The sequence below is a fragment of the Kitasatospora sp. NPDC036934 genome, from assembly GCF_055608425.1.
In genome coordinates, this window is sequence record NZ_JBVJQR010000012.1 from 75628 (window position 1) to 96452 (window position 20825).

Here is a 20825-nt window from a genome sequence, read left to right on the forward strand (position 1 = left end):
ACCGCCGCGCCGCCGAGCTGTTCGCCGCCCGCACCCGGGCAGTCGGGCAGGGGTGGACGCTCCGGAAGCTGCGGACGGGGCGGCGGCGCACGGACCGGTCCGGTGGCTCCCGCGCCGTCAGGGAGCGGGTGCGTCGTGCGGCGGAGGTGGGGGCACCGCCCGGCGGCCGAGGAGGAGCAAGTCGTCCAGGGTGTCGGCCAGTTGGGTGAGGCTCGGCCGGTCGGCCGGGTCGAGGTGGAGGCTGGCGTCGATCGCCCCGGCGAGCGGGCCGGGCAGGCGGCGACGCCGGGACACCGGGTCGGCCGGGTTCAACGGCGTTCCGTCGAAGGGAAGTTCGCCGGTGGCGGCCCGATAGAGGGTGGCGCCGAGACCCCAGACGTCGGTGGCGGCGGTGAGCCGGCCGCCGACGGCCTGTTCGGGGGCGAGGTAGCCCTTGGTGCCGAGGCCCGGGCGGGCCGGGCCCGGTGGGCGGGCGATGCTGAGGTCGAGCAGCTTGGCGCGGCGGCAGTCGATGACGATGTTGGCGGGCTTGAGGTCGAGGTGCAGCAGCTTCTTGCCGTGCAAGTACCGTACGGCGGAGATGAGTTGCAGTCCGAGCAGGGCCAGGTCGGTGGCCGCCGGGCGGCGCGGCCGCCGGGCGAGCAGGTGGGCCAGGGTCTCGCCGCCGAGGGTCTCCGACACCGCGTACGGCTGGGGGCGTTCGCCGGTGCCGTAGCCGCGCACCAGGTGGGGGTGGGTGAACTCGGTCAGCCAGCGGCCCTCCCGGAGCAGCCGTTCGCGCAGTTCGCGGTCGCGGCGGCGGTCCGGCCGGAGCACCTTGACCACGCAGCGGCAGTCCCGCTCCTCGCTCCAGGCGTCGTAGACGTCCAGCCAGCCGGTGCGGCAGAGGTGGGCGAGCACCTGGTAGCCGGGGGCGATCGAAGCCCCGCCGGGCAGAGGCCGGGTGACGGTCATCGGGCGGCCCCCGTCGGGGTCGCGGCCCTGGCGAGCCGGGCGTAGCCGTCGTCGTGGGCGAGCAGTTGGCGATGGTTGCCGCAGGCGGCGACCCGGCCCTCGCGCAGCAGGACGACCCGGTCGGCGTTCCCTACGGTCAGCAGGTTGTGCGAGATGATGATCGTCGTCCGGCCGTTCATCAGCCGTCCCAGCGGCTCCAGGATCCGCCGTCCCGACTCCGGGTCGAGCCCGGTGGTCGGTTCGTCGAGCAGCAGCACGGGTGCGTCCCGGATCATCGCCCGGGCGATCGCGATCCGCTGGCGCTGGCCGCCGGACAGCAGCCGCCCGCGCTGGCCCACCACCGTGTCGTAGCCGTCCGGCAGCCGGCTGACGAACTCGTGGGCATCGGCGGCCCGGGCGGCGGCGGTGATCTGCGCGTCGGTGGCGCCGGGGCGGCCGTAGGCGATGTTCTCCCGGACGGTGCCGTGGATGACCAGGATCTCCTGCAGCAGCACCGCGAGGTGCTCGCGCAGGTCGGTCAACGCCAGTTCGCGCAGGTCGATGCCGTCCAGCCGGACGGCGCCGCGCTCCGGGTCGTAGAAGCGCAGCAGCAGCTTGGCGACCGTCGACTTGCCCGCCCCGCTCTCCCCCACCAGCGCCACCGTCTCGCCCGGTTCGGCGTGCAGGGAGACGTCGCACAGCGCCGGGCGGGCCGCGCCCGGGTAGCGGAACCACACCCCGTCGAGGGCCACCGCGCCGCGCACCCGGGCCGGGCGCAGCGGTCGCGGCGGAGTGGCCACCTGCGGTTGCTGGTCGAGCAGTTCGATGATCCGCTCGGCGGCAGCCGAGGCCGAGAAGAAGCCGTTGCTGAGCCGCCCGATCCCCTGGATCGGACTGTAGAGCCGACTCAACAAGGCGACGAAGACGAGGAGTTCACCCAGGGTGAGCCGGCCGCGGACCAACTCCCAGGCGCCCAGCCCGAGGACGATCAGCGCGCCGACCAGCTCCAGCAGCTCCACGATCGGTGCGAACAGCGCGCGCAGCCGGGTGGCCGCCATGGTCGCCCGGAACCGCGCCCGGTTCTCCCGCAGGAAGCGGTCCTGCTCCCAGTCCTGCCGGTTGTACGCCTGCACCAGCGCGATGTTGCCCAGCGTCTCCTCGGCGAGGGCGCTGACCGAACCGCTGCGGCGCCTCCGCTCCCGGGACGCCGCCCGCACCCTGGTGGAGAACCGCCGGGCGGTGAGCCAGAACAGCGGGGCGACCACCAGCGCGGTCAGCGCGAGGTCCCAGCGCAGGTAGAACAGCACGCCCAGGAAGACGGCCAGCTCGGCGACGTACGCGACCGCGTCCAGGACGCCCGAGAGCAGGAAGGTCTCGACCGCCTCGACGTCCGCGGTCAGCCGTGACAGTACGTCGCCGAGCCGCCGCCGCTCGAAGAAGCCCAGCGGCAGGCCCTGCAGGTGGCGGAACACATCCGCACGCAGGGCCAGCAGGAAGCGCTCGCTGACCCAGGTGGAGAGCGTCTCGTCCGCGAAGTCCAGGGCACCTGCCAGCAGGGTCAGCCCGGCGTAACCCAGCGCGACCGGCAGGAACAGCCCGAGTCTGCGCGGCACCAGGACGTCGTCGACGACCACCTTGAACAGCCAGACCATGGCGGCGTCGACCACCGGACCGAGCAGGACGAGCACCACCAGCAGGGCCAGCCAGCGCCGTCCCGCTCGGGTGTAGGGCCAGAACCTCCGGAACGTCCGCCGCAGCGACACGGGCGGCGCCGGAGCGACGACCGGGTCCGCCCGGCCGTCGCCGGTGCCGGTGCCGGGTGTGCCGGTGCCGGCAGCCGTCGACCGCCGCGGCGACCACACCCGCTCGTCCTAGCCCGGAGACCGTGTCCGTCAGCCGTCAACGCCGGCCGTGCTTGTTCTTGCGGCCGTGCCGACGACGACCGTGACCGGTCGTGTTGTTGGTGTTCCGCTCCTCCCGCTCGTTCCCGCGATCCCGGCGGGGCTCCCGCATCGCCGGCAGGAGGTTGGCGAGGATGCTCATCACTGCCACCTTTCTCTCGCTTGCGTCCCCACCGAGGAGTACGGACGGGCGGGCAGGGGTGCTCAGCGCGGGGCGCGGTCGGTGGTCGCCGCTTCGGCGCGGGGGCTTCGGCTCGGGCGCTTTGGGCTCGGGCCGGGGTGCGGTTCGGGCGCGGGGGCGGGGGCTTCGGCTCGGACCGGGGTGCGGTTCGGGCGCGGGGGCGGGCCTGGGTGCGGGTGCGGGGCCGGGTGGGTCACGGCCTCGGTGCCGGGTGGGTCACGAGGCCGTTCCGGCCGGTTCGGAGACCGTTACGCAGCCGATGGGCGACCGTGACACGGCCGGGCGGGGACCGCGACACGGCCCTCCTACCGTCACTGACGACGCATCGGCCGACGAGCACCACGGGCCGCACCGGCCGCACCGGCCGTACGAGCACCGCGGACCGTACCGGCCGCAGGCGTCGGCGAGAACCGCGGTCTCGCCACCGACGCGTTCACCAGAGCCATGAAGGAGCACCCCCGATGAGCAGGACCCGCACCGACCGTTCGCCCGCCCGCCGTCTGCTGGCGGTCTGCGCACTGACCGGCGCCGCGCTGATGACCGTCGTCACCGGCGGACAGGCCTGGGCCGACGGGACCCCGGCGGCCCCCGCCAAGCCGTCCGCCGCACCCGCGGCACCGGCGGGTGCGGCGGTCGTCGGGGAGCGCACGACCCCCACCGCCACCCCCTCCTCCGGCCGGACCGGCCAGCCGGCCCCGGCGGTCGCCACCGGCACCCCGTCGCCCGCGCACGCCCCGGCCGGCTCCCAGCCGCAGGTCCGCGAGGTGCCCAAGGGTGCCGCCCAGGCCGGTGACGGCTCGACCGCGACCGACGGCAACGGCCTGATGCTGGCCGGCGGCGGCGCCGTCGCGGCCGTCGGTGCCGGTGCGCTGGGCTTCGCCCTCCTGCGCCGCCGTTCCGGCGCGCGTGGCTGACACCCGTCCCGAGTCCGCCGGGCACCCCGGCGTCCTTCCCCCGCACCCGGCCGGGCGGGGAAGCGGCGCCGGGGCGCCCCCGGCGGCGGGGACCGACCAGCGGGGCGGTCGCGGGCGGCGGCGCGCCCAGCGCCCCGGCCCGAGCCTCCTGCAGCGAAGTGTCTTCGGTACGGCCGGCCTGCTCTGCCTCGCCCTCGGCAGCACCCTCGCACTGTCCGGCCGGGACACCCCGGTGGTGCAGATCGAGACCTCCGGCCACGACCCGGCGGCCACCGCGCCCCCGGCGAACACAGCCGGCACGACCACCACCCCCGCCGGAGCGCCCACGGCCCTCGCCGCCTCACCGCCCGACCGGCTGCTGATCCCCGCCATCGACGTGGACGCCCCGGTGACCGACCTCGGCCTGAACGCCGACGGCACGGTCCAGGTGCCCTCGGCCGACCACGCCGATCAGGTCGGCTGGTACCGCAACGGGCCCGCCCCGGGCGAGGCCGGTCCCGCCGTCCTGATCGGGCACCTCGACACCAAGCACGGCCCGGCGGTCTTCCAACGCCTGCCGGAACTCCACCCGGGCGACCGGATCGGGATCCGGCGAGCGGACGGGCGCACCGTGGACTTCACGGTCCGCAGCCTGCTCCAGGCCGCCAAGGACAACTTCCCCACCGACACGGTCTACGGCGACACCCCCGGCCCCGCGCTCCGACTGATCACCTGCGGCGGGCGGATCGGCCCGGACGGCCACTGGACGGACAACATCATCGTCCTCGCGGACCCGGCCTGACCGGGCCTTTCGTGACCGGCACGGCCTGACCGGGCCTTTCCTGACCAGGACGGGTCGGGGCAGGCCGGGCGGGACAGGACGGACCTGGCCGGGCCCGCTGCCCCGGCCCCACCGGAACGGCCGCCCGGCCGGACCGGGTAGAACTGCAGGACGGCAGAACCACAGCGAAGACAGAACCGAACCGCAGGCACGGCAGAACCGCGGGCACGACCGCCCGAGCACGAGGGGGAGCAGCGACCGTGGCACCACCGACCCCGCCCCGCCGCCGCGGCGCCGTGCCCGCGGCCGCCCTCGCCGTCCTCGCCGCCCTGACCGCCCTCGGTGTGCTGGCCTTCGGCCGACCCGCCCCCGGCGGCCTGCGGGACGACGGCCCGCGCGCGGCCGTCGCCCCGCCGAGCCCGTCCGCGGTGGCCAAGCCGCTCTGGCCCGGTCTGGCCACCGCGCCGCCGCCGGCCACCTCCCCGGCCGACTCGGCCACCCAGGCCCCGCCGCAGCCCGTCCCCGACCTGACCGTCCCGGGGCGCGACCTCACCGCGGTCGACGTGCGCACCCTCCTCACCAAGGACCCGGCGGTGACCGCCGAAGAGCGGCGCGCGCTCCAGTCCTGCACCGAGTGCGAGGTGCGGGCCCCCGAATTCCGCGACCTCACCGGCGACGGCCGGCCCGAGCTGATCACCGCCGTCACCACCCCCGGTTCGCTCGTGCTGCACGTCTACACGCTCGCCGACGACCGGGTCCTGCCGATCCTGCGGGTCCAGGTCCAGCAGGGGTTCAGCGCCGCGACCATCGACTCCGACCTGTGGCTGTACGAGCCGACCACCTACACCACCCGCACCAGCAGCCACTACCACTGGGACGGGCACCGGCTCGCCCTGGTCGAACGGCGGGTGGAGGGCGTCGGCCTGCTGCCGCCCGCCGACCAGGGCACCGAACCCCCGACCGTCACCGGCCCCGACCGCGCGCCCGCCCCGGCCCGCCCCGCCGGCGGCGGCGCGAGGCAGCCCACCCCCACCGGCGTGCCGTCCCCGTACTCCCCGCGGGCCACTCCCCAGCCGTCCGGCGCCCCCGTCCTCCCGGAAGCGAAGCGATGACCAGCGCAGCCGTCCCCGCCCAGCCGCACATCCTGCTCGTCGAGGACGACGAGGTGATCCGGGAGGCCACCCGGATGGCCCTGGAGCGCTACGGCTTCCCGGTCACCACCGCGGCCGACGGCCTGGAGGGGCTGGAGGCCTTCCACGCCGTCCGCCCCGACCTGCTCCTGCTGGACGTCATGCTGCCGCTGCTCGACGGCGTCGGCCTCTGCCGCCGGATCCGGGAGGAGAGCCAGCTGCCGATCCTGATGATGTCGGCCCGCACCGACCCGGTGGACGTGGTGTCCGGGCTGGAGGCGGGCGCGGACGACTACGTGGTCAAGCCGTTCGAGAGCGCCGTGCTGGTCGCCCGGATCCGTACGGTGCTGCGCCGCATCCGGGTCGCCCCGCCGGCCGAACCCGCCCCGGCCGAATCCGCCCCGGCCGCCCAAGCCGCACAGCCCGCCCAAGCCGCCCCGGCCGGCTCCGACGCCGCCCCGACCGGCGAAGCCGCCCGCGCCGTCCGCCACTTCGAGGGCCTGCAGGTGGACACCGACAGCATGGAGGTGCGGGTGGACGGCCGGCTCGTCCCGCTCACCCCCACCGAGCTGCGCCTGCTGCTGGAGTTCACCGCCGCGCCCGGCATCGTGCTGGAACGTTCCGGCCTGCTGGAGCGGGTCTGGGACTACGAGTGGGGCGCCGACACCCGGGTGGTGGACGTCCATGTGCAGCGGCTGCGGGCCAAGATCGGCTCCGGCCGGATCGAGACCGTCCGCGGCTTCGGCTACAAGCTGCGGCGCCCGGCATGATCCTGCGCCGGATGACCCTGCGCCGCCAGATCGCCGCCGCCGTCGCCGCCATCTCCGTGCTGGTCGCGGTGGCCGTAGGCCTGCTGGTCCACCAGGCGATGATCCGTCAGCACGTCGACCAGGCCCGCAGCGCGGCCCTCACCGCCCTCGGCTCGGCCCTGACCGACTACGGCCGCGGCATCGGCGCCCCCGGCGCAGCCCTGGACGACCCGGCGCTGCCCACCCGGCTGCACGACCTCGCCGCCGGGGGCCGGCAGGGCTCGCTGCTGGCCGCCGACCGGCAGGGCGAGTCGATGTGGGCGGCGGGCCCCGTCCAGGACGGGGTGCTCTCCGTCCGGGTGGACTTCACCCAGGACCGCCGGGCGATCGCCGACCTGGACCGGATCATCCTGATCACCGTCGTCGCCGCGGTCTTCACCACCGTGCTGGCCGGCGTCCTGGTCGCCGACCGGATCAGCCGCCGGCTGCGCACCGCCGCCACCGCCGCCCGGGGCATCGCGGCCGGCGGCACCGACACCCGGATCGGCGAACTCGTCGACGGGAAGGACGAGGTCGCCGACCTCGCCGCCGCCGTCGACCTGATGTCCCGCACCCTGCACCGCCGACTGGCCGACGAACAGCGCTTCACCGCCGACGTCGCCCACGAACTGCGCACCCCGCTCACCGGCCTGGTCACCGCAGCCGAACTGCTGCCGCCCGGCCGCCCCACCCAGCTGGTGCAGAACCGGGTCCAGGCGCTGCGCGCCCTGGTCGAGGACCTCCTGGAGGTCTCCCGCTTGGACGCCGACGTGGAGTCCCCCGACCTCGCCGCGGTCCCGTTGGAACGCGCGGTCCGCCGCACCGTCACCCTCACCGGCCTCGACGTCTCGGTCCGGATCACCACCGGCCAGGAGGTCCGCACCGACCTGCGCCGCCTGGACCGCATCCTCGGCAACCTGCTGGTCAACGCCCACCGCCACGGCGCCGACCCGGTCGAACTCCACGTCGACGGCCGCCGCATCACCGTCCGCGACCACGGCCCCGGCTACCCCGACGACCTCCTCCACCACGGCCCCCAGCGCTTCCGCACCAACGCCCCCGAACGCGGCCGCGGCCACGGCCTCGGCCTCACCATCGCCACCGGCCACACCCGCGTCATCGGCGCCACCCTCACCTTCACCAACCACCCCGCCGGCGGCGCCCTCGCCACCCTCACCCTCCCCCCGGACTGACCCCGACTCCCCCACCAACGCCGAAGGGCCGGCCCGATCGTGATCGAGCCGGCCCTTCCCACCACGGAGCCCCCTGTCGGGTTCGAACCGACGACCCCGCTTCACAAGCCCCGCACTGATCATGACGGAGCGTGACACCTGATGCCGCGTGGCGCCGAACCTGCAGTTCAGCGCCACGCGGTCGGCTGCGTGATCCATGTCCAGGCTCGGCTGCCTTACCGCCTACAAGTCAGAATGCCACCGCGGCACGTAATCTTGAATGAGCCTTCTGTCTTGATGGCGGCGGCGGCGATCTCTGCCGCCCGACTGACTGTCTCTCGAAAAGGGACGCCGCATTGGTCAGCCCACGCTTCGTAGGAGGCAAGGTGGGCGACGATCGGCGCTGGGTCGGTGATCTCGATGGTGCCGGGCAGTTCCCGCACCCAGATGTCCTTGAACGCCGTCCTTAGGTAGCCGGGGGCCTTCTCCAGGGAGAAGCGGGAGCTGAGGGACACCCGTGCTGGCCCCTCTGGAATGCCGAGGACGTCGCCCGCGGCCCTCGCCCAGAGCTGGTCCAGCTCTTGTTTGTCGGTGTCGCGGTTGGTTGAGGCGATAAGCACGCTGCCAGGCCGGAGGACGCGGGCCAGCTCTTTGATCGTGGCCTCGATATCGCTGACGTGGTACAGCATGTGCAGGGCGAGGACTGCGTCGGCGCTGTCGTCCGCGAAGGGCAGGGCCTGGGCGTCGGCCACCAGCACCGGCTTCTCGACGTCGGAGAGGATGCCCGCCGAGATGTCCATCCCGACGACCTGAAGGTCCGGGCGGTCCTTGTGCAGGCGGCTGACGAACTTGCCGTTACCGCAGCCGATGTCGAGGACCGTACCGCTGGTGTCGGCCAGCTCCTCAACGACGATCCCGGGCAGGTCGTACTGCGGCTGCTGCCACCGGTAGATCGACTGTCGGGCGGCCAGGTGGCGTCCGTCGGCGTAGGCGCTGTTCGCGAGGATCGCCTTGTCGGCGACTGCGGCGTCCTGCTGTGCGGTGTTGCTCGTCACTGGGGCAGCTCCGGAGAGTTCGTGAGTGCGGGTCGAGAGCAGGCTTCTCTGACATTCTCGACCTGACGACCAGCACCGAGCTGGAGCGCGACGGCCTGCTGGTCGCCCGCGCGAAGGTCGCCGCGGCCCGCTCGCGTGGCGAGCAGCCGTCGGACGGCGGCTCCACCGGCCGAACCGACACCAACGACTGACGGCTGCATCACGATGACCGCCGAGCACTTCTCGGTGGTCGAGCGTCTGGGCGGGGATGACTTCCTCGCCCAGACGCTCGGCCGCAGCTTCAAGGTCGCACGCGGTGAAGCCGCGCTGTACTCCTACAGCCTCCTGGTCCCCGACACCACTGCCGAAATCCGGCGGCGGCTCGGGCACATCCTCGACACGCCCGCAGGACGGTTCGCCGAACTTGTGGTCATCACCGAACTCCTGCAGACCACCACCCGGGGCGACAACCTCGCAGTCCCACGCGGCCGGGGGACTCTGCGGGAGCCTCGCGGGCCGACGACCACCAGCCGGTTGGGACCCGCGGCCGATCATCAGCCGGAGCTCCTGACCGGCGTCCTTCGTCCCTACGTGTTCACCACCGAACGTGCACGCAGTGCCTGCGCCTCGGCCAACGCCTGCCGCGAGAGGGGCATGCGCCCCCTGCCCTTCCGACAGGCGGGGACCTGGCGCATCGCTCGTGCGGGGCGTACCAGTGTGCTGGGGTCGGCCCCGTCCGCCAGGGTACGGGCCGACCCGGGCGGCGCGACCCGGTAGCGGGCGATGACCGCTCCCGTGGGTGTGGCGATGGACAGGTACGGCTCGTCCAGCCGCCGGTGGACGTTCACCAGCGCGTCGGCGAGGTCGGGTTGGACCGCGTAGAAGCTGTCGCGGTACGGCACCAACCCCTGCGGGCCGACGATCCGTTGGGTGCACAACCGCACCGGGAACGGGGTTTCCGGTAGGGCCGACAGCTGATGGTCCTCCGGGGTGTCCGGGCTCGCTGCGAGCTCGTCGAGCTGGTCCTGCGCGTCGGCCAGCCAGGTGTCGTCCGCGGCTCCGTGCCACCAGTCGAGCAGCACCGCGCTCCGGGCCTCGTGAAGCGGGCCGGTCCGGTCGGCCGGACCGCCCCAGACCACCGCGCCGTAGTACCGGGCCACCCGTGCGAACGCGGGCGTCGGCCGACCGGTCTCGACGGTGCACGCGGTCGGCGTACGGCCGAGCCGCCAGCGCCTGGGCGTACCACCGAACCGCCGCAGTACCCGGTCGATCGCCTCCACCAGGTGCGGGAGGTCGTCGCCGTCACTCAGCACGCCGCGCCAGTGGCCCGAGGCGAGGAGGGTGCCGATCAGCAGTTGTGCACGGGCGCCGCACCCCCACCGCCTCGGCGGGGCGGACAACGGGAGCCAGTCGAACCGGATCTCCCGGTCGCCTCGCGGCACGTCCGCCGGCCTGCCCGGACAGGCGCTTGGCTCGCAGTATTCGCAGGTTGGACGCACCAGATACCGGCGCAGGGCCCTGGTGAAGGTGGAGTAGGCACCGGGGTAGCCGAGCTCGACGACCTCCTCGAACAGGCAGGTCGCCAGGAGGTGCGGATCGTCGGCCAGCCGTCGTCGGCAGTACGGCAGGTAGACCTGGAACACATCCGGCGTCGGACTGCGCATGCCGGGGACCCGGCCGCCGCTGAGATAGGACCGCACCGTTTTGCGATCGTGCCCCAGATGCCGGGCGATCGCCGAGATCGACCAGCCTTGGAGCTGCAGCTCTCGCATCTCCAGATAGTCCCCTCTGGTGAGCATTACGGCCCCCTTGATGAAACCGCCTCAAAATCACGCCGAACGCACGCTTATGGCGAATTTTCCGACGAGCCAGAGACCCTACCGGAGCATCTGGCGAATGCGAAATGGACCGGATGAGGCCCCCCTTGATGCGCAGGTTTTCTGGGGAGGATACGACCTCCGTATGCGCCACCCCGCCGCGCCACCTGGGGAGAATCACCAAGCACACGCGGCAAGTTGTGAACATATGACCGCCGCCGCAATGGTGGGGAATTTTAGGGAGCGCATGGGAAAGATTTGCCCGTCAGCCCATTGAGATTGGCCGAGGAATTTTACGAGCGCACTGAAAATGAGCTATGAGAGGACGCCCGGATTGCGGACAATCGATGCGCCGGGCCCGTCGTTGATCCTGGCATGAGTGTAATTCGTAAGCGGCAAAATTTGTCCCCGAAAGACCGGGAGCCCGTGTGCAGCGTCGGGAGCTGGCTGTTTGTACCCGATCGCTCCAATGTCGCGGGAGATGTGCAGTGCGGCTACCTGTCGCGCAACGGCGAGCGGGTCGTCCTGTCGCACTGTTCCCGGCTGCTGGCCGACTTCCTGCGCACGATCCGCCACCTCCAGGAGGGCTACGCCGAACACGCCGCCTCCTCGACCTCGTCGGCCGGATGCTGACTCGCGCGACTCGGCGACGGACGAGCACTGCAGCGGACGGCACGGAACCGGGAGTTGACGATGTACGAGCCGATGGGGGAAGCCTCCCCCTGGTGCGAGGCAGGGCCCAGTGCGCTCGGCGTTCCGACCGCCGAGGGATGGGGCAACTGGGACAGCGGACAGTCCGGTCCCTTCGACCCCTGGGGGGCCCTGAGTGAGCTCACCCTGCTCGATACCGTGCCGCACCAGGCGACGAGGGAGTCCAGGGATGCCGTCCGGCACCGCCGTGAACAGCGCTCGACACCGTGGCCGCTGCTCTTCCGCAGGCTGTTCGGGGTGCTGACCGCCGTGACGGTCACCGCCGTCTGCGTGCTGGACTGGGTGCTCTGCTACAGCCCTCTGCGCGACCTCGCCGGCCCCCGGGCGCCGCGCGGAATGGACCAGCTGTGGCCGGTGATCATCTACGGGCCGTGGCTCGTGGGGAGTCTCTCGACGCTGCGCAGCACCCTGGAATCACGCAGGCTGGTGCACGCCTGGGCCGTGGTGGTCGTCTTCTCCGCCATCGCGACGGGGTTGTGCTCCTTCGAGGTGTACCGGACATCTCCCGACCCTCTCGACATCGTCGTCGCGGGCCTGCCGCCGATCACCTCGGCCGTCTGTCTGCACCAGCTGGTGCGTCAGCTCGCAGCATCCTCCCGTCCCCTCCGTCCGTCGCGACGGCGCACCGCGCACCGGGTGCCGCGACGACGCCACTGAGCCCGGCCGAAGAACCGTCCCATTCCCGGCCGTTCATCCGTGCGCCGACCGAAGGCCGCGACCAGCAGCTCTGCCCCCGGTCTCGCCTCGGAACGGGCGCACGCTCGTCGGCCCCGTGGCGGCAAGCCCCGCGCAGCAACCTCCGGGACGATCCGCCGGCTCCCTTCTGGCACGCCCGTGGCACAGCCCGGGTAGGACCGCGGCAACGACGAAGGGCCAGCTCCTCCGGATCATTCCGGAGGAGCTGGCCCTTCTACTGTGAGCCCCCTGTCGGGTTCGAACCGACGACCCCCGCTTTACAAGAGCGGTGCTCTGGCCAGCTGAGCTAAGGAGGCACGGTGGCCGTCCGCGACGGATCACGGCGGCACCGGGGGCAGTCTACCGGGCCGGGGTGGTGGGGTGGAGGGATATCCGGGGGTTGGCGGGGCGGGTGGGCGTGATGGAACCGATGCCTAATTCGGGGCGGACGGGGGCTGACAAGCGGCGGGAGCGCGGGTAGCGTCGCCGGGAGCCGGTCCGGTAGTGGTTCAGACCACTGACGGGCCGACGGAGACGAACGAACCCCCTTTACTCGGATCGTCCGGCACGTTCCTGCCGGTGAAGGAGAGAACGACCATGGCTTCTGTCACGTACGACCAGGCGACCCGCACCTACCCGGGGGCGACCAAGCCCTCGGTGGACGCGCTGGACCTGGAGATCGCGGACGGCGAATTCCTCGTGCTGGTCGGCCCGTCGGGCTGCGGCAAGTCGACCAGCCTGCGCATGCTGGCCGGCCTGGAGGACGTCAACAGCGGCGCGATCCGGATCGGCGACCGGGACGTCACCCACCTGCCGCCGAAGGACCGGGACATCGCGATGGTGTTCCAGAACTACGCGCTGTACCCGCACATGACCGTCGCGGAGAACATGGGCTTCGCGCTCAAGATCGCCGGCGTGAACAAGGCGGACATCCGCACCAAGGTCGAGGAGGCCGCGAAGATCCTCGACCTCACCGAGTACCTGGACCGCAAGCCGAAGGCGCTCTCCGGCGGCCAGCGCCAGCGCGTCGCGATGGGCCGGGCGATCGTCCGCCAGCCACAGGTCTTCCTGATGGACGAGCCGCTGTCCAACCTGGACGCCAAGCTCCGGGTGTCGACGCGTACCCAGATCGCGGGCCTGCAGCGCCGCCTGGGCATCACCACCGTGTACGTCACCCACGACCAGACCGAGGCGCTCACCATGGGCGACCGGGTCGCGGTGCTCAAGGACGGTCTGCTGCAGCAGGTCGACACCCCGCGCAACATGTACGACAAGCCCGCCAACCTGTTCGTGGCCGGCTTCATCGGCTCGCCGGCCATGAACCTGGTCGAGGTGCCGCTGGTGGACGGCGGGGTGAAGTTCGGCGGCTCGGTGGTCAACATCTCCCGCGAGGACCTGGCCGGCGCCCTCACCGACAAGACGGTGACCGTCGGCATCCGCCCCGAGCACTTCCAGATCGTCCCGGCGGGCGGCATCGAGGGTGTCGCGGTGACCGTGAACGTGGTCGAGGAGCTCGGCTCGGACGGCTTCGTCTACGGCACCACCCAGATCGGCGGCGTGGACAAGGACCTGGTCGTCCGGGTGCCCGGCCGCCAGATCCCGGCCCGCGGCGAGACGATCCACGTCGTGCCGACCGCCGAGGAGACCCACGTCTTCTCCACCGGCACCGGGGCCCGCCTCGGCCGCTGATCCCCGGCGCGCAGGCCCCTCTCGCGCGGAGCCCGTCGGACCGTCCCCGGTCCGGCGGGCTCCGTCCGTACACCCCCGCGTCAACACGGTGCAGGGACGAACCCGGACACTGTGTCACTCGATGGCGTGACGGAGGGCGATCCGGCCCGCACCCACCGCTACTCTCCTGAGGGTGAAGCAGCTTGTGCGCCGTATCGGCCAGACCGTCGCCCTGACCCTGCCGGTCGTCCTGGTGACCACCGGCACCCTCGCCGTGACCCGGGTCCCCTGGGCCCCACCGACCGGGCTCGATCAGCAGGTCGTGGCGGCGTCCAGCGGCGACGGCGCCGGCATCGGGCGCTCCGCCACCGCCGCCACCAAGACGGACGGCCTCGCCCCGCAGGAGTCGCTGCGGGTGGCGCTGCTGGACGAGTTGCGTGCCAAGAACCCGTCCGCCGCGCTGGACCTGCTGGAGCGCTCGATGCGCGAGCAGCCGGCCCTGACGCCGTACTGCACCTCGCTGGCCACCGAGTTGGGCAAGGCTGCGGTGCGCAAGTACCAGGGCGACGTGCAGCGGGCCCGGTCCTTCGCCCGCCCGGTCTGCGACGGCTCCTTCGCGGCCGGCGTCGTCGGCTGACCGCAGCCGGCTGACCGCAGCCGGCGGTCGGCACTTCACGACGGGTCCAGACCGACCGCCGGACCGCGTCACCCCCGCCGGCGCCCTATTGTTCAGCCATGACCGCTGACTCCGGCCCCGCCGCCGACCTCGCGTCCCAGCAGGCCCAGCCCCGGCCGACCACGACGCCCGTCACCCAGGCCGTGATCCTGGCCGGCGGCCAGGGCTCCCGGCTGCGCCCCTACACGGACGACCGCCCCAAGCCGCTGGTCGAGATCCCGGGGACGGGCACGCCGATCCTGGGCCACCAGCTGGCCTGGCTGGCCGCCGAAGGCGTCACCGACGTCGTGGTGTCCTGCGGCCACCTCGCCGACGTGCTGGAGGAGTGGCTCGACCGGGCGGAACTGCCGCTGCGGGTGCGCACGGTGGTCGAGGCCGAGCCGCTCGGGCGCGGCGGCGGCCTGAAGTACGCGGCGAAGGCGCTGCCCCGCCCGGACGAGCCCTGGTACGCCACCAACGGCGACATCTGGACCCGCTTCAGCCTGCGCGACATGGCCGCCTTCCACCACGAGCGGGACGCCGTGGCGACGCTCGCGCTGGCCCGGCCGCGGATCCCCTGGGGGGCCGTGGAGACCGACCAGTTCGGCAATGTGCTGGACTTCATCGAGGCCCCGCCCTCGCCCTTCCTGATCAACGCCGGCCTGTACGTGTTCAGCCCGGAGTTCGCCGAGCTGCTGCCGGACGTGGGCGACCACGAGCGCACCACCTTCCCCCAACTCGCCCGCAGCAAGCGACTCGCGGGCTACCAGCTGCCGCAGGGCGTGTACTGGCGCGCGATCGACACCGCGAAGGACCTCACCGAGGCGGCGAAGGAGCTGGCCGCCTACCGCGAGAGCTCCCGCTGACGCCCGGCGGGCACGCCACAGCGCTACGGCCGGGCGCTCCCCCACGGAGCACCCGGCCGTAGCGCGTCCGGCCGCCTCAGGTGGCGGTCGGCGTCCCCGGACGGGAGGGCTGCCCGCCGGACAGGTCGGACAGCGGGCCGCTGCCCAGCACCGGACCGCTGCCCAGCACCCCGCCGAGCAGCCCGGAGCCGTTGCTCGGGCTGGGCTTGGGCGCGGTGCCCGAGCCGCCGGGGGCCGGGGTGCGCTGGGCGGGCGCGGAGCCGGAGCCGGCCGGCGGGGCGGCGGGCGCCGGGGAGGAGCCGCCGGCCTCGGCCTTGCCGGAGTGCTTGCCGCTGGGCGTGGCACCGGCCGACTTGGCGGGGGCGCTGGAGGGCGCCGTGGCGCTCGGCGTCGGGGTGGCCGGGCGCGGGGCGGCGGGCGCGGGCGAGGTGGACGTGCCCTGGCCGCCGGGGGCGCCGGAGGGGCCGCCGGACGGCCAGACCGGGGTGCCGTACTCGCCGGCCGGGCGGCCGGGCGCCTGGTGCGGCCGGGCGCCGGTGCGGACGGCCGCGCCGAGCATCGAGCCGAGCAGCAGGGTCAGGCCGACCACGACGGTGGTGACCACCGCGCCGCGCCGCAGCACCCGGCGGCGCAGGGCGCCCGGCGCGCCCGCGCCGATCCGGCGCCAGGCCTCCAGGTTGAGCCGCCCGTCGAGCGAGGCGAACGGCGCCCCGGCGATCAGCAGTGGGCTCCAGGCCGCGAGGAAGATCAGGTCGGGGGTGTCGTACACCGGGACGGCCCGCCAGCTGACGGTGAACAGCAGCGCGGCGGAGAGCAGCATCGCCGCCCCGGCGGCGAGCCGCTGCCACAGGCCGAGGAGGGTCAGCACGCCGACCACGATCTCGGTGAACGACACCACCAGGCCGGAGCCGACGGGGTGGGCCATCGCGAAGGCCAGCAGCGGCTCGGCGACCTTCCACGGGTGCAGCGAGGAGAGCCAGCGCATCATCGAGCCGCGCTCGCCGCCGTCGAAGTACACCGGGTCGCACAGCTTGCTGAACCCGGCGTAGACGGAGAGCGAGCCGAGCACCGCGCGCAGCGGCAGCAGGACCAGCCCGAGGTCGACCCGGCGGCCGGGGTACCAGGGCTGCTTGCCGTCGGCGGCGGTGGCGGAGACCTCGGGCAGTTCGCCGCTCGGGGTCCAGCCGTGCGGTTCGCCGACCGGGCCGACGCCGGCGTCGGTGGCGGTGCCGCTGCCCTCGCGCGGCTGGCGGGGGACGGTCCGGGCGCCGGCGTAGGCGGGCAGCACCTGGGTGTCCTCGTCCAGGTCGGCGCCGGCCGGGGCGCCGCTGGTCCGTACCGCCTCCAGCAGCCGGGTGGCGGCGAGGTCCCCGGGGGCGGCCTGGCCGGTCCAGGTGACGGCGGTGACCCTGCCCTTGCGGCGCGGTGCACCGCCGCCGGCCCCGGCCAGCGCCGGGACGGCGGAGGCCGGCACGACGACCTGCGGGGTGACCAGCGGACGGCGGATCAGGCCCTGGTTGGCGTACGGGTCGCCGAACGCGGCGCCGGTGGACAGCAGTCCGGCCGGGGCCTCGATCAGCGGCGCCACCGGGGTGCCGAGCCGGAGCCGGAAGCTCGCCTGGGTGTTGCTGAGCCGCGCGGGGTCCGACGACACCTTGACGGTGTCGAGCCCGGGGCCCGCGTCTATCCCGGTGCTGCCGCCGCCGAACAGGGGGCGCCGAGGTGTTCTGGTGTCCACGTCCACGCCCGTCTAACCGGGTGACGGCCGCTTAGGACACTCTCTCGGGTGGATGTCCGGCGCATACTTGAAGTGATCATGAGAAAAGCGATCGGACCCGGTCGGGCCCGATCGCTTTTCACTCGGATCGCGGAGAATTCAGAAGATCTCCTGCGGGCGCGGTGCCCGCCGTGCTCAGCGCTTGGCGCGCAGTCGGGCGGCCTCGTAGAGCACGATGCCCGCCGCGACACCGGCGTTCAGCGACTCGGTCAGACCGCTCATCGGGATCCGCACCCGCATGTCGCAGGTCTCCGAGACCAGTCGGGACAGGCCCTTGCCCTCGCTGCCCGCGACGATCACGACCGGGCCGGTCAGCAGCTCCAGGTCGCCCAGCTCGGCCTCGCCGTCGGCGGCCAGGCCGACCACCATGAGGCCGGCCTTCTGGTAGGCCTCCAGGGCGCGGGTCATGTTGGTGGCACGGGCGACGGGCAGCCGGGCCGCGGCGCCGGAGGAGGTCTTCCAGGCACCGGCGGTCATGCCGGCCGCGCGGCGCTCGGGGATGACCACGCCGTGCGCGCCGAAGGCGGCGGCGGAGCGGACCACGGCGCCCAGGTTGCGCGAGTCGGTGACGCCGTCGAGCGCGATGATCAGCGCGTCCTGGCCGGCGTCGGCGGCCTCGACGAGCAGGTCCTCGGGGTGGGCGTACTCGTACGGCGGGACCTGCAGCACCAGGCCCTGGTGGTTCATCCCGCCGGTCATCTGGTCCAGCTGGGGCCGCGGGGCCTCCATCAGCGGGATGCCGCGCTCGTTGGCGGCCTGGAAGGCGTCCCGGACCCGGTCATCGGTGTCGATGAACTGCTGGACGTACAGCGCGTTGGCCGGGACGTCGCCCTGCAGGGCCTCGACCACCGAGTTGCGGCCGAAGACCAGCTCGGCGCTGCCCGCGCCGCCTCGGCCACCGCGGCCGCCGGCGCCGGCCCGGCGCATGCCGGCCCGGGCCTTGGCGTCCCGCTCGCGCTTCAGCGCGGCGTTGGCGGCCCGCTGCTTGGGGTGGCCCTTGCGCTCCTCACCGGGCGGGGTCGGGCCCTTGCCCTGGAGCGCCTTCCGGCTGTGCCCGCCGGTACCGACAGACGCACCCTTCTTGGATCCGGGGTTGCGGCGGTTCCTGCGTGCACTGTTGCCGGCCATGGCTGTACTTCCTGTCTGTCCGGCATGCCCGGCCGTCCCGCTCGGTGCGGTGGCGGCCTACGGCATGCGCTACGTCATGCGGGAGGGCCGCACCGGTCCGGTACGGCCCACCCATCACCCCGATCGTCAGATGGGGTTACTGGCTGTTGATCGTCCAGCGCGGGCCGGACGGGGTGTCCTCGATCACCAGCCCGGCCAGGCCGAGCTGGTCGCGGATGGCGTCCGCGGTGGCGAAGTCCTTGCGCTGTCGCGCCGCCTGCCGCTGGTCCAGGACCAGACGGACCAGCGAGTCGACCACTCCGTGGAGGTCCTCACCGCGCTCCGCCCCGGCCCACTGCGGGTCGAGCGGGTCGAGGCCCAGTACACCGAGCATCGCACGGACCTCGGCCAGTCGCGCCACCACGCTCTCCTTGTCGTCCGCGTTCAGGGCGCTGTTGCCCTGGCGGACGGCGGTGTGCACGACGGCCAGCGCCTGCGGGACGCCGAAGTCGTCGTCCATCGCCTCGGCGAAGGCCGGCGGCACCTCGGGCGCCGCGTCGACCTTGCCGCAGCGCTCGACGGCCCGCTGGACGAAGCCCTCGATCCGGCCGAAACCGGCCTCGGCCTCGCGCAGCGCGTCCTCGCTGTACTCGATCATCGAGCGGTAGTGCGCGGCGCCCAGGTAGTAGCGGAGCACGATCGGGCGCCAGCGCTGGACCATCTCGGAGACCAGCACCGAGTTGCCGAGCGACTTGCTCATCTTCTCGCCGGCCATGGTGACCCAGGCGTTGTGCACCCAGAAGGCGGCGAAGTCGTCGCCGTAGGCCTTGGACTGGGCGATCTCGTTCTCGTGGTGCGGGAAGACCAGGTCCAGCCCGCCGCCGTGGATGTCGAAGGCCGGGCCCAGGTACTTGTGCACCATCGCCGAGCACTCCAGGTGCCAGCCCGGACGGCCGCGGCCCCACGGGGTCTCCCAGTTCGGCTCGCCCGGCTTGGCGGCCTTCCACATCGCGAAGTCGCGCTGGTCGCGCTTGCCGGTCTCGCCCTCGCTCTCGGGCTGGCGCAGGTCGTCGAGCTTCTGGTTGGAGAGCGCGAGGTAGTCGGGGTACGACTTCACGTCGAAGTAGACGTTGCCGTCGACCGCGTAGGCGTGGCCCTTCTCGATGAGCCCCTGCATCATCTCGATCATCTCGGGGACGTGCCCGGTGGCCCGCGGCTCGACGGTCGGCGGCAGGCAGCCAAGCGCGCTGTAACCGTCGTTGAAGGCGCGCTCGTTCTCGTAGGCGATCTGCCACCACGGCGTGCCGAGCTCGCGCTCCTTGGCGATGATCTTGTCGTCGATGTCGGTGACGTTGCGGGCGAAGGTCACCTGGTAGCCGCGGTAGGCGAACCACCGCTGCATGATGTCGAAGTTGAGCCCGGACCGGATGTGCCCGATGTGTGGCGCCGACTGAACGGTAGCGCCGCACAGGTAGATCGAGACACAACCCGGTACAAGCGGGACGAAGTCGCGTACCTGGCGGGTGCTGGTGTCGTACAGACGAATGCTCACAGCGTCAAGCGTAGTGGGCGGCGGGGGGTGCCCCGCGACATTAACCGGGAACGGACCGGGCGTTCCCCGGGGAACGGCGGGACCGCCCCGGGGAATCGCGGCCCGTCCGGACCGGTCAGATGCCGCCGACCACCTTGCGCGGCGAGAGCCGGACGACCACCCGGACGTCGTCCGGACCGTCGTACCCGTACTTCTCCTCACCGCGGTACTTGAGGCCCAGCTCGTCGATCAGCTCCCGGCCGCCCTCGGTGGTCAGCTCCACCGAGCCGCGGACCTCCAGGTACTCGTACGGGTTCTCCGGCGGGTTGATCAGCAGCGAGACGCGCGGGTCCTTCACCAGGTTGAGGTGCTTGCGGCGGCCCTCGACGGTCGAGAACAGGATGTCGTTGCCGTCGCGCTTGACCCAGACCACCGAGGACTGGGGGCTGCCGTCCGGCTGGATCGTGGTGATCACGGCGAAACTCTTGCCGTCGATCAACGCCTTGGCACGGTCGGAGAGTTGGGCACTCATCGAAATCCTCTTCTCGTCGGCGGCGGTACCGGACCCGAGGGTGAGCTCCGCACGGGCCCGGACCGAACCCTACCGATTCGGACCCCTGCGACATCCGGTGAACACCCGTCAACACCTGCCTATTTCCGGCTGATCGACCGGCCGGTCGATCAGCCGGTCGATCGGCCGGCTGCGGACTCAACGCCGTTCGTACACCAGGGCGGTGGCGATCGCGGCCAGCCCCTCGGCCCGGCCGGTCAGCCCCAGGCCGTCGGTGGTGGTGCCGGAGACCGAGACCGGTGCGCCGACCGCGCCGGACAGCGCCGCCTGCGCCTCGGCCCGCCGCTTGCCGATCTTCGGCCGCACCCCGATCACCTGGACCGAAACGTTGCCGATCTCGAAGCCGGCCTCGCGCACCAGCCGGGCCGCCTCGGCGAGCAGCTTCACCCCGGAGGCACCGGCCCACTCGGGGCGGTCGGTGCCGAAGTGGGCACCCAGGTCGCCGATTCCGGCGGCCGAGAACAGCGCGTCGCAGGAGGCGTGCGCGGCGACATCGGCGTCCGAGTGCCCGGCGAGCCCGAACTCGGCGTCCGGCCACTCCAGTCCGGCCACCCAGAGCGGGCGGCCGGCCTCGAAGGCGTGCACGTCGGTGCCGATCCCCACCCGGGGGATCAGGGGCTCAGCAGGCATCGGC

Annotated in this window: 20 protein-coding genes and 1 tRNA gene; 10 read left to right on the forward strand and 11 right to left on the reverse strand. The window is 73.1% G+C overall.

Features of this window, described 5'->3' with window-relative positions:
* Positions 1–117 precede the first annotated feature (117 nt).
* The 3 genes from ACZ7BZ_RS19725 to ACZ7BZ_RS19735 are packed head-to-tail and all read right to left on the reverse strand — an operon-like array spanning position 118 to position 2976.
* Positions 118–954, reverse strand: coding sequence for a serine/threonine-protein kinase (locus ACZ7BZ_RS19725; protein WP_470359371.1), 837 nt, complete (start codon positions 952–954; stop codon positions 118–120).
* The gene (locus ACZ7BZ_RS19730) at positions 951–2795 is read right to left on the reverse strand and encodes an ABC transporter ATP-binding protein (RefSeq protein ID WP_470359372.1); all 1845 of its coding nucleotides are present in this window, start codon (positions 2793–2795) and stop codon (positions 951–953) included. The genes ACZ7BZ_RS19725 and ACZ7BZ_RS19730 overlap by 4 nt, the downstream gene beginning before the upstream one ends.
* Before the next feature lie 37 nt (positions 2796–2832).
* Complete coding sequence (locus tag ACZ7BZ_RS19735) at positions 2833–2976, reverse strand: hypothetical protein (RefSeq protein ID WP_470359373.1); 144 nt, start codon at positions 2974–2976, stop codon at positions 2833–2835.
* A 500-nt stretch (positions 2977–3476) separates the two neighbouring features.
* Between ACZ7BZ_RS19735 and ACZ7BZ_RS19740 the strand changes: the two genes are divergently transcribed.
* The 5 genes from ACZ7BZ_RS19740 to ACZ7BZ_RS19760 all read left to right on the forward strand — a co-directional run bounded on the left by ACZ7BZ_RS19740 (position 3477) and on the right by ACZ7BZ_RS19760 (position 7800).
* The gene (locus tag ACZ7BZ_RS19740) at positions 3477–3929 is read left to right on the forward strand and encodes a sortase-dependent protein (protein WP_470359374.1); all 453 of its coding nucleotides are present in this window, start codon (positions 3477–3479) and stop codon (positions 3927–3929) included.
* A complete protein-coding gene (locus tag ACZ7BZ_RS19745; RefSeq protein WP_470359375.1) occupies positions 3922–4710 on the forward strand; it encodes a class F sortase in 789 nt (262 codons plus the stop codon). Before ACZ7BZ_RS19740 ends, ACZ7BZ_RS19745 begins: the two co-directional genes overlap by 8 nt.
* Positions 4711–4949: 239 nt before the next feature.
* The gene (locus tag ACZ7BZ_RS19750; RefSeq protein WP_470359376.1) at positions 4950–5801 is read left to right on the forward strand and encodes a hypothetical protein; all 852 of its coding nucleotides are present in this window, start codon (positions 4950–4952) and stop codon (positions 5799–5801) included.
* Positions 5798–6589: a two-component system response regulator CseB gene (gene cseB, locus ACZ7BZ_RS19755; RefSeq protein ID WP_470359377.1), complete on the forward strand. Its 792-nt coding sequence runs from the start codon at positions 5798–5800 to the stop codon at positions 6587–6589. The genes ACZ7BZ_RS19750 and cseB overlap by 4 nt, the downstream gene beginning before the upstream one ends.
* Before the next feature lie 11 nt (positions 6590–6600).
* On the forward strand, positions 6601–7800 hold the full coding sequence (locus ACZ7BZ_RS19760; RefSeq protein WP_470359378.1) for a sensor histidine kinase: 1200 nt from the start codon (positions 6601–6603) through the stop codon (positions 7798–7800).
* A gap of 215 nt (positions 7801–8015) precedes the next feature.
* On the opposite strand, the gene ACZ7BZ_RS19765 is transcribed toward ACZ7BZ_RS19760, so the two are convergent.
* A complete protein-coding gene (locus tag ACZ7BZ_RS19765) occupies positions 8016–8834 on the reverse strand; it encodes a class I SAM-dependent methyltransferase (RefSeq protein WP_470359379.1) in 819 nt (272 codons plus the stop codon).
* 566 nt (positions 8835–9400) lie between these two features.
* Positions 9401–10585: a terminase gpP N-terminus-related DNA-binding protein gene (locus ACZ7BZ_RS19770; protein ID WP_470359380.1), complete on the reverse strand. Its 1185-nt coding sequence runs from the start codon at positions 10583–10585 to the stop codon at positions 9401–9403.
* 528 nt (positions 10586–11113) lie between these two features.
* Here ACZ7BZ_RS19770 and ACZ7BZ_RS19775 point away from each other — a divergent pair.
* Together ACZ7BZ_RS19775 and ACZ7BZ_RS19780 are read left to right on the forward strand one after the other, a co-directional pair.
* Positions 11114–11263, forward strand: a complete 150-nt coding sequence (locus ACZ7BZ_RS19775) for a hypothetical protein (RefSeq protein WP_470359381.1) — start codon at positions 11114–11116, stop codon at positions 11261–11263.
* Positions 11264–11323: 60 nt separating this feature from the next.
* Positions 11324–11998 carry a DUF2637 domain-containing protein gene (locus ACZ7BZ_RS19780; protein WP_470359382.1) on the forward strand — a complete coding sequence of 225 codons (675 nt, stop codon included), beginning with the start codon at positions 11324–11326 and terminating at the stop codon, positions 11996–11998.
* Positions 11999–12259: 261 nt separating this feature from the next.
* Here ACZ7BZ_RS19780 and ACZ7BZ_RS19785 read toward each other — a convergent pair.
* Positions 12260–12333: transfer RNA gene (locus ACZ7BZ_RS19785), tRNA-Thr, on the reverse strand.
* Positions 12334–12613: 280 nt separating this feature from the next.
* On the opposite strand from ACZ7BZ_RS19785, the gene ACZ7BZ_RS19790 reads away from it, so the two are divergent.
* From ACZ7BZ_RS19790 to ACZ7BZ_RS19800, 3 genes are all read left to right on the forward strand, one after another.
* Positions 12614–13705: an ABC transporter ATP-binding protein gene (locus ACZ7BZ_RS19790; protein WP_380461268.1), complete on the forward strand. Its 1092-nt coding sequence runs from the start codon at positions 12614–12616 to the stop codon at positions 13703–13705.
* A 172-nt stretch (positions 13706–13877) separates the two neighbouring features.
* Entirely contained in the window at positions 13878–14321 is a 444-nt protein-coding gene (locus tag ACZ7BZ_RS19795; protein WP_270146161.1) for a hypothetical protein, read from the forward strand.
* Positions 14322–14419: 98 nt separating this feature from the next.
* On the forward strand, positions 14420–15205 hold the full coding sequence (locus tag ACZ7BZ_RS19800; protein WP_470359383.1) for a nucleotidyltransferase family protein: 786 nt from the start codon (positions 14420–14422) through the stop codon (positions 15203–15205).
* Between the two features lie 76 nt (positions 15206–15281).
* On the opposite strand, the gene ACZ7BZ_RS19805 is transcribed toward ACZ7BZ_RS19800, so the two are convergent.
* The 5 genes from ACZ7BZ_RS19805 to ispF form a co-directional block, all read right to left on the reverse strand.
* Positions 15282–16943: a DoxX family membrane protein gene (locus ACZ7BZ_RS19805; RefSeq protein WP_470359384.1), complete on the reverse strand. Its 1662-nt coding sequence runs from the start codon at positions 16941–16943 to the stop codon at positions 15282–15284.
* A 174-nt stretch (positions 16944–17117) separates the two neighbouring features.
* Positions 17118–18110 (reverse strand): 23S rRNA (guanosine(2251)-2'-O)-methyltransferase RlmB, encoded by a 993-nt coding sequence (rlmB, locus tag ACZ7BZ_RS19810; protein WP_470359385.1) that lies wholly within the window; start codon positions 18108–18110, stop codon positions 17118–17120.
* A gap of 136 nt (positions 18111–18246) precedes the next feature.
* Complete coding sequence (cysS, locus tag ACZ7BZ_RS19815) at positions 18247–19641, reverse strand: cysteine--tRNA ligase (RefSeq protein ID WP_470359386.1); 1395 nt, start codon at positions 19639–19641, stop codon at positions 18247–18249.
* Between the two features lie 115 nt (positions 19642–19756).
* The gene (locus ACZ7BZ_RS19820) at positions 19757–20152 is read right to left on the reverse strand and encodes a PPOX class F420-dependent oxidoreductase (RefSeq protein ID WP_380461263.1); all 396 of its coding nucleotides are present in this window, start codon (positions 20150–20152) and stop codon (positions 19757–19759) included.
* 177 nt (positions 20153–20329) lie between these two features.
* Positions 20330–20821 (reverse strand): 2-C-methyl-D-erythritol 2,4-cyclodiphosphate synthase, encoded by a 492-nt coding sequence (ispF, locus tag ACZ7BZ_RS19825; RefSeq protein WP_380461262.1) that lies wholly within the window; start codon positions 20819–20821, stop codon positions 20330–20332.
* Between the last annotated feature and the right edge of the window lie 4 nt (positions 20822–20825).

Coding starts and splice junctions, on each gene's coding strand:
- ACZ7BZ_RS19800 (WP_470359383.1), top strand. CDS start 14,420: ATGACCGCTGACTCCGGCCCCGCCGCCGACCTCGCGTCCCAGCAGGCC.
- ACZ7BZ_RS19725 (WP_470359371.1), bottom strand. CDS start 954: ATGACCGTCACCCGGCCTCTGCCCGGCGGGGCTTCGATCGCCCCCGGC.
- rlmB (WP_470359385.1), bottom strand. CDS start 18,110: ATGGCCGGCAACAGTGCACGCAGGAACCGCCGCAACCCCGGATCCAAG.
- ispF (WP_380461262.1), bottom strand. CDS start 20,821: ATGCCTGCTGAGCCCCTGATCCCCCGGGTGGGGATCGGCACCGACGTG.
- ACZ7BZ_RS19735 (WP_470359373.1), bottom strand. CDS start 2,976: ATGAGCATCCTCGCCAACCTCCTGCCGGCGATGCGGGAGCCCCGCCGG.
- ACZ7BZ_RS19770 (WP_470359380.1), bottom strand. CDS start 10,585: ATGCGAGAGCTGCAGCTCCAAGGCTGGTCGATCTCGGCGATCGCCCGG.
- cseB (WP_470359377.1), top strand. CDS start 5,798: ATGACCAGCGCAGCCGTCCCCGCCCAGCCGCACATCCTGCTCGTCGAG.
- ACZ7BZ_RS19790 (WP_380461268.1), top strand. CDS start 12,614: ATGGCTTCTGTCACGTACGACCAGGCGACCCGCACCTACCCGGGGGCG.
- ACZ7BZ_RS19740 (WP_470359374.1), top strand. CDS start 3,477: ATGAGCAGGACCCGCACCGACCGTTCGCCCGCCCGCCGTCTGCTGGCG.
- ACZ7BZ_RS19780 (WP_470359382.1), top strand. CDS start 11,324: ATGTACGAGCCGATGGGGGAAGCCTCCCCCTGGTGCGAGGCAGGGCCC.
- ACZ7BZ_RS19760 (WP_470359378.1), top strand. CDS start 6,601: ATGACCCTGCGCCGCCAGATCGCCGCCGCCGTCGCCGCCATCTCCGTG.
- ACZ7BZ_RS19820 (WP_380461263.1), bottom strand. CDS start 20,152: ATGAGTGCCCAACTCTCCGACCGTGCCAAGGCGTTGATCGACGGCAAG.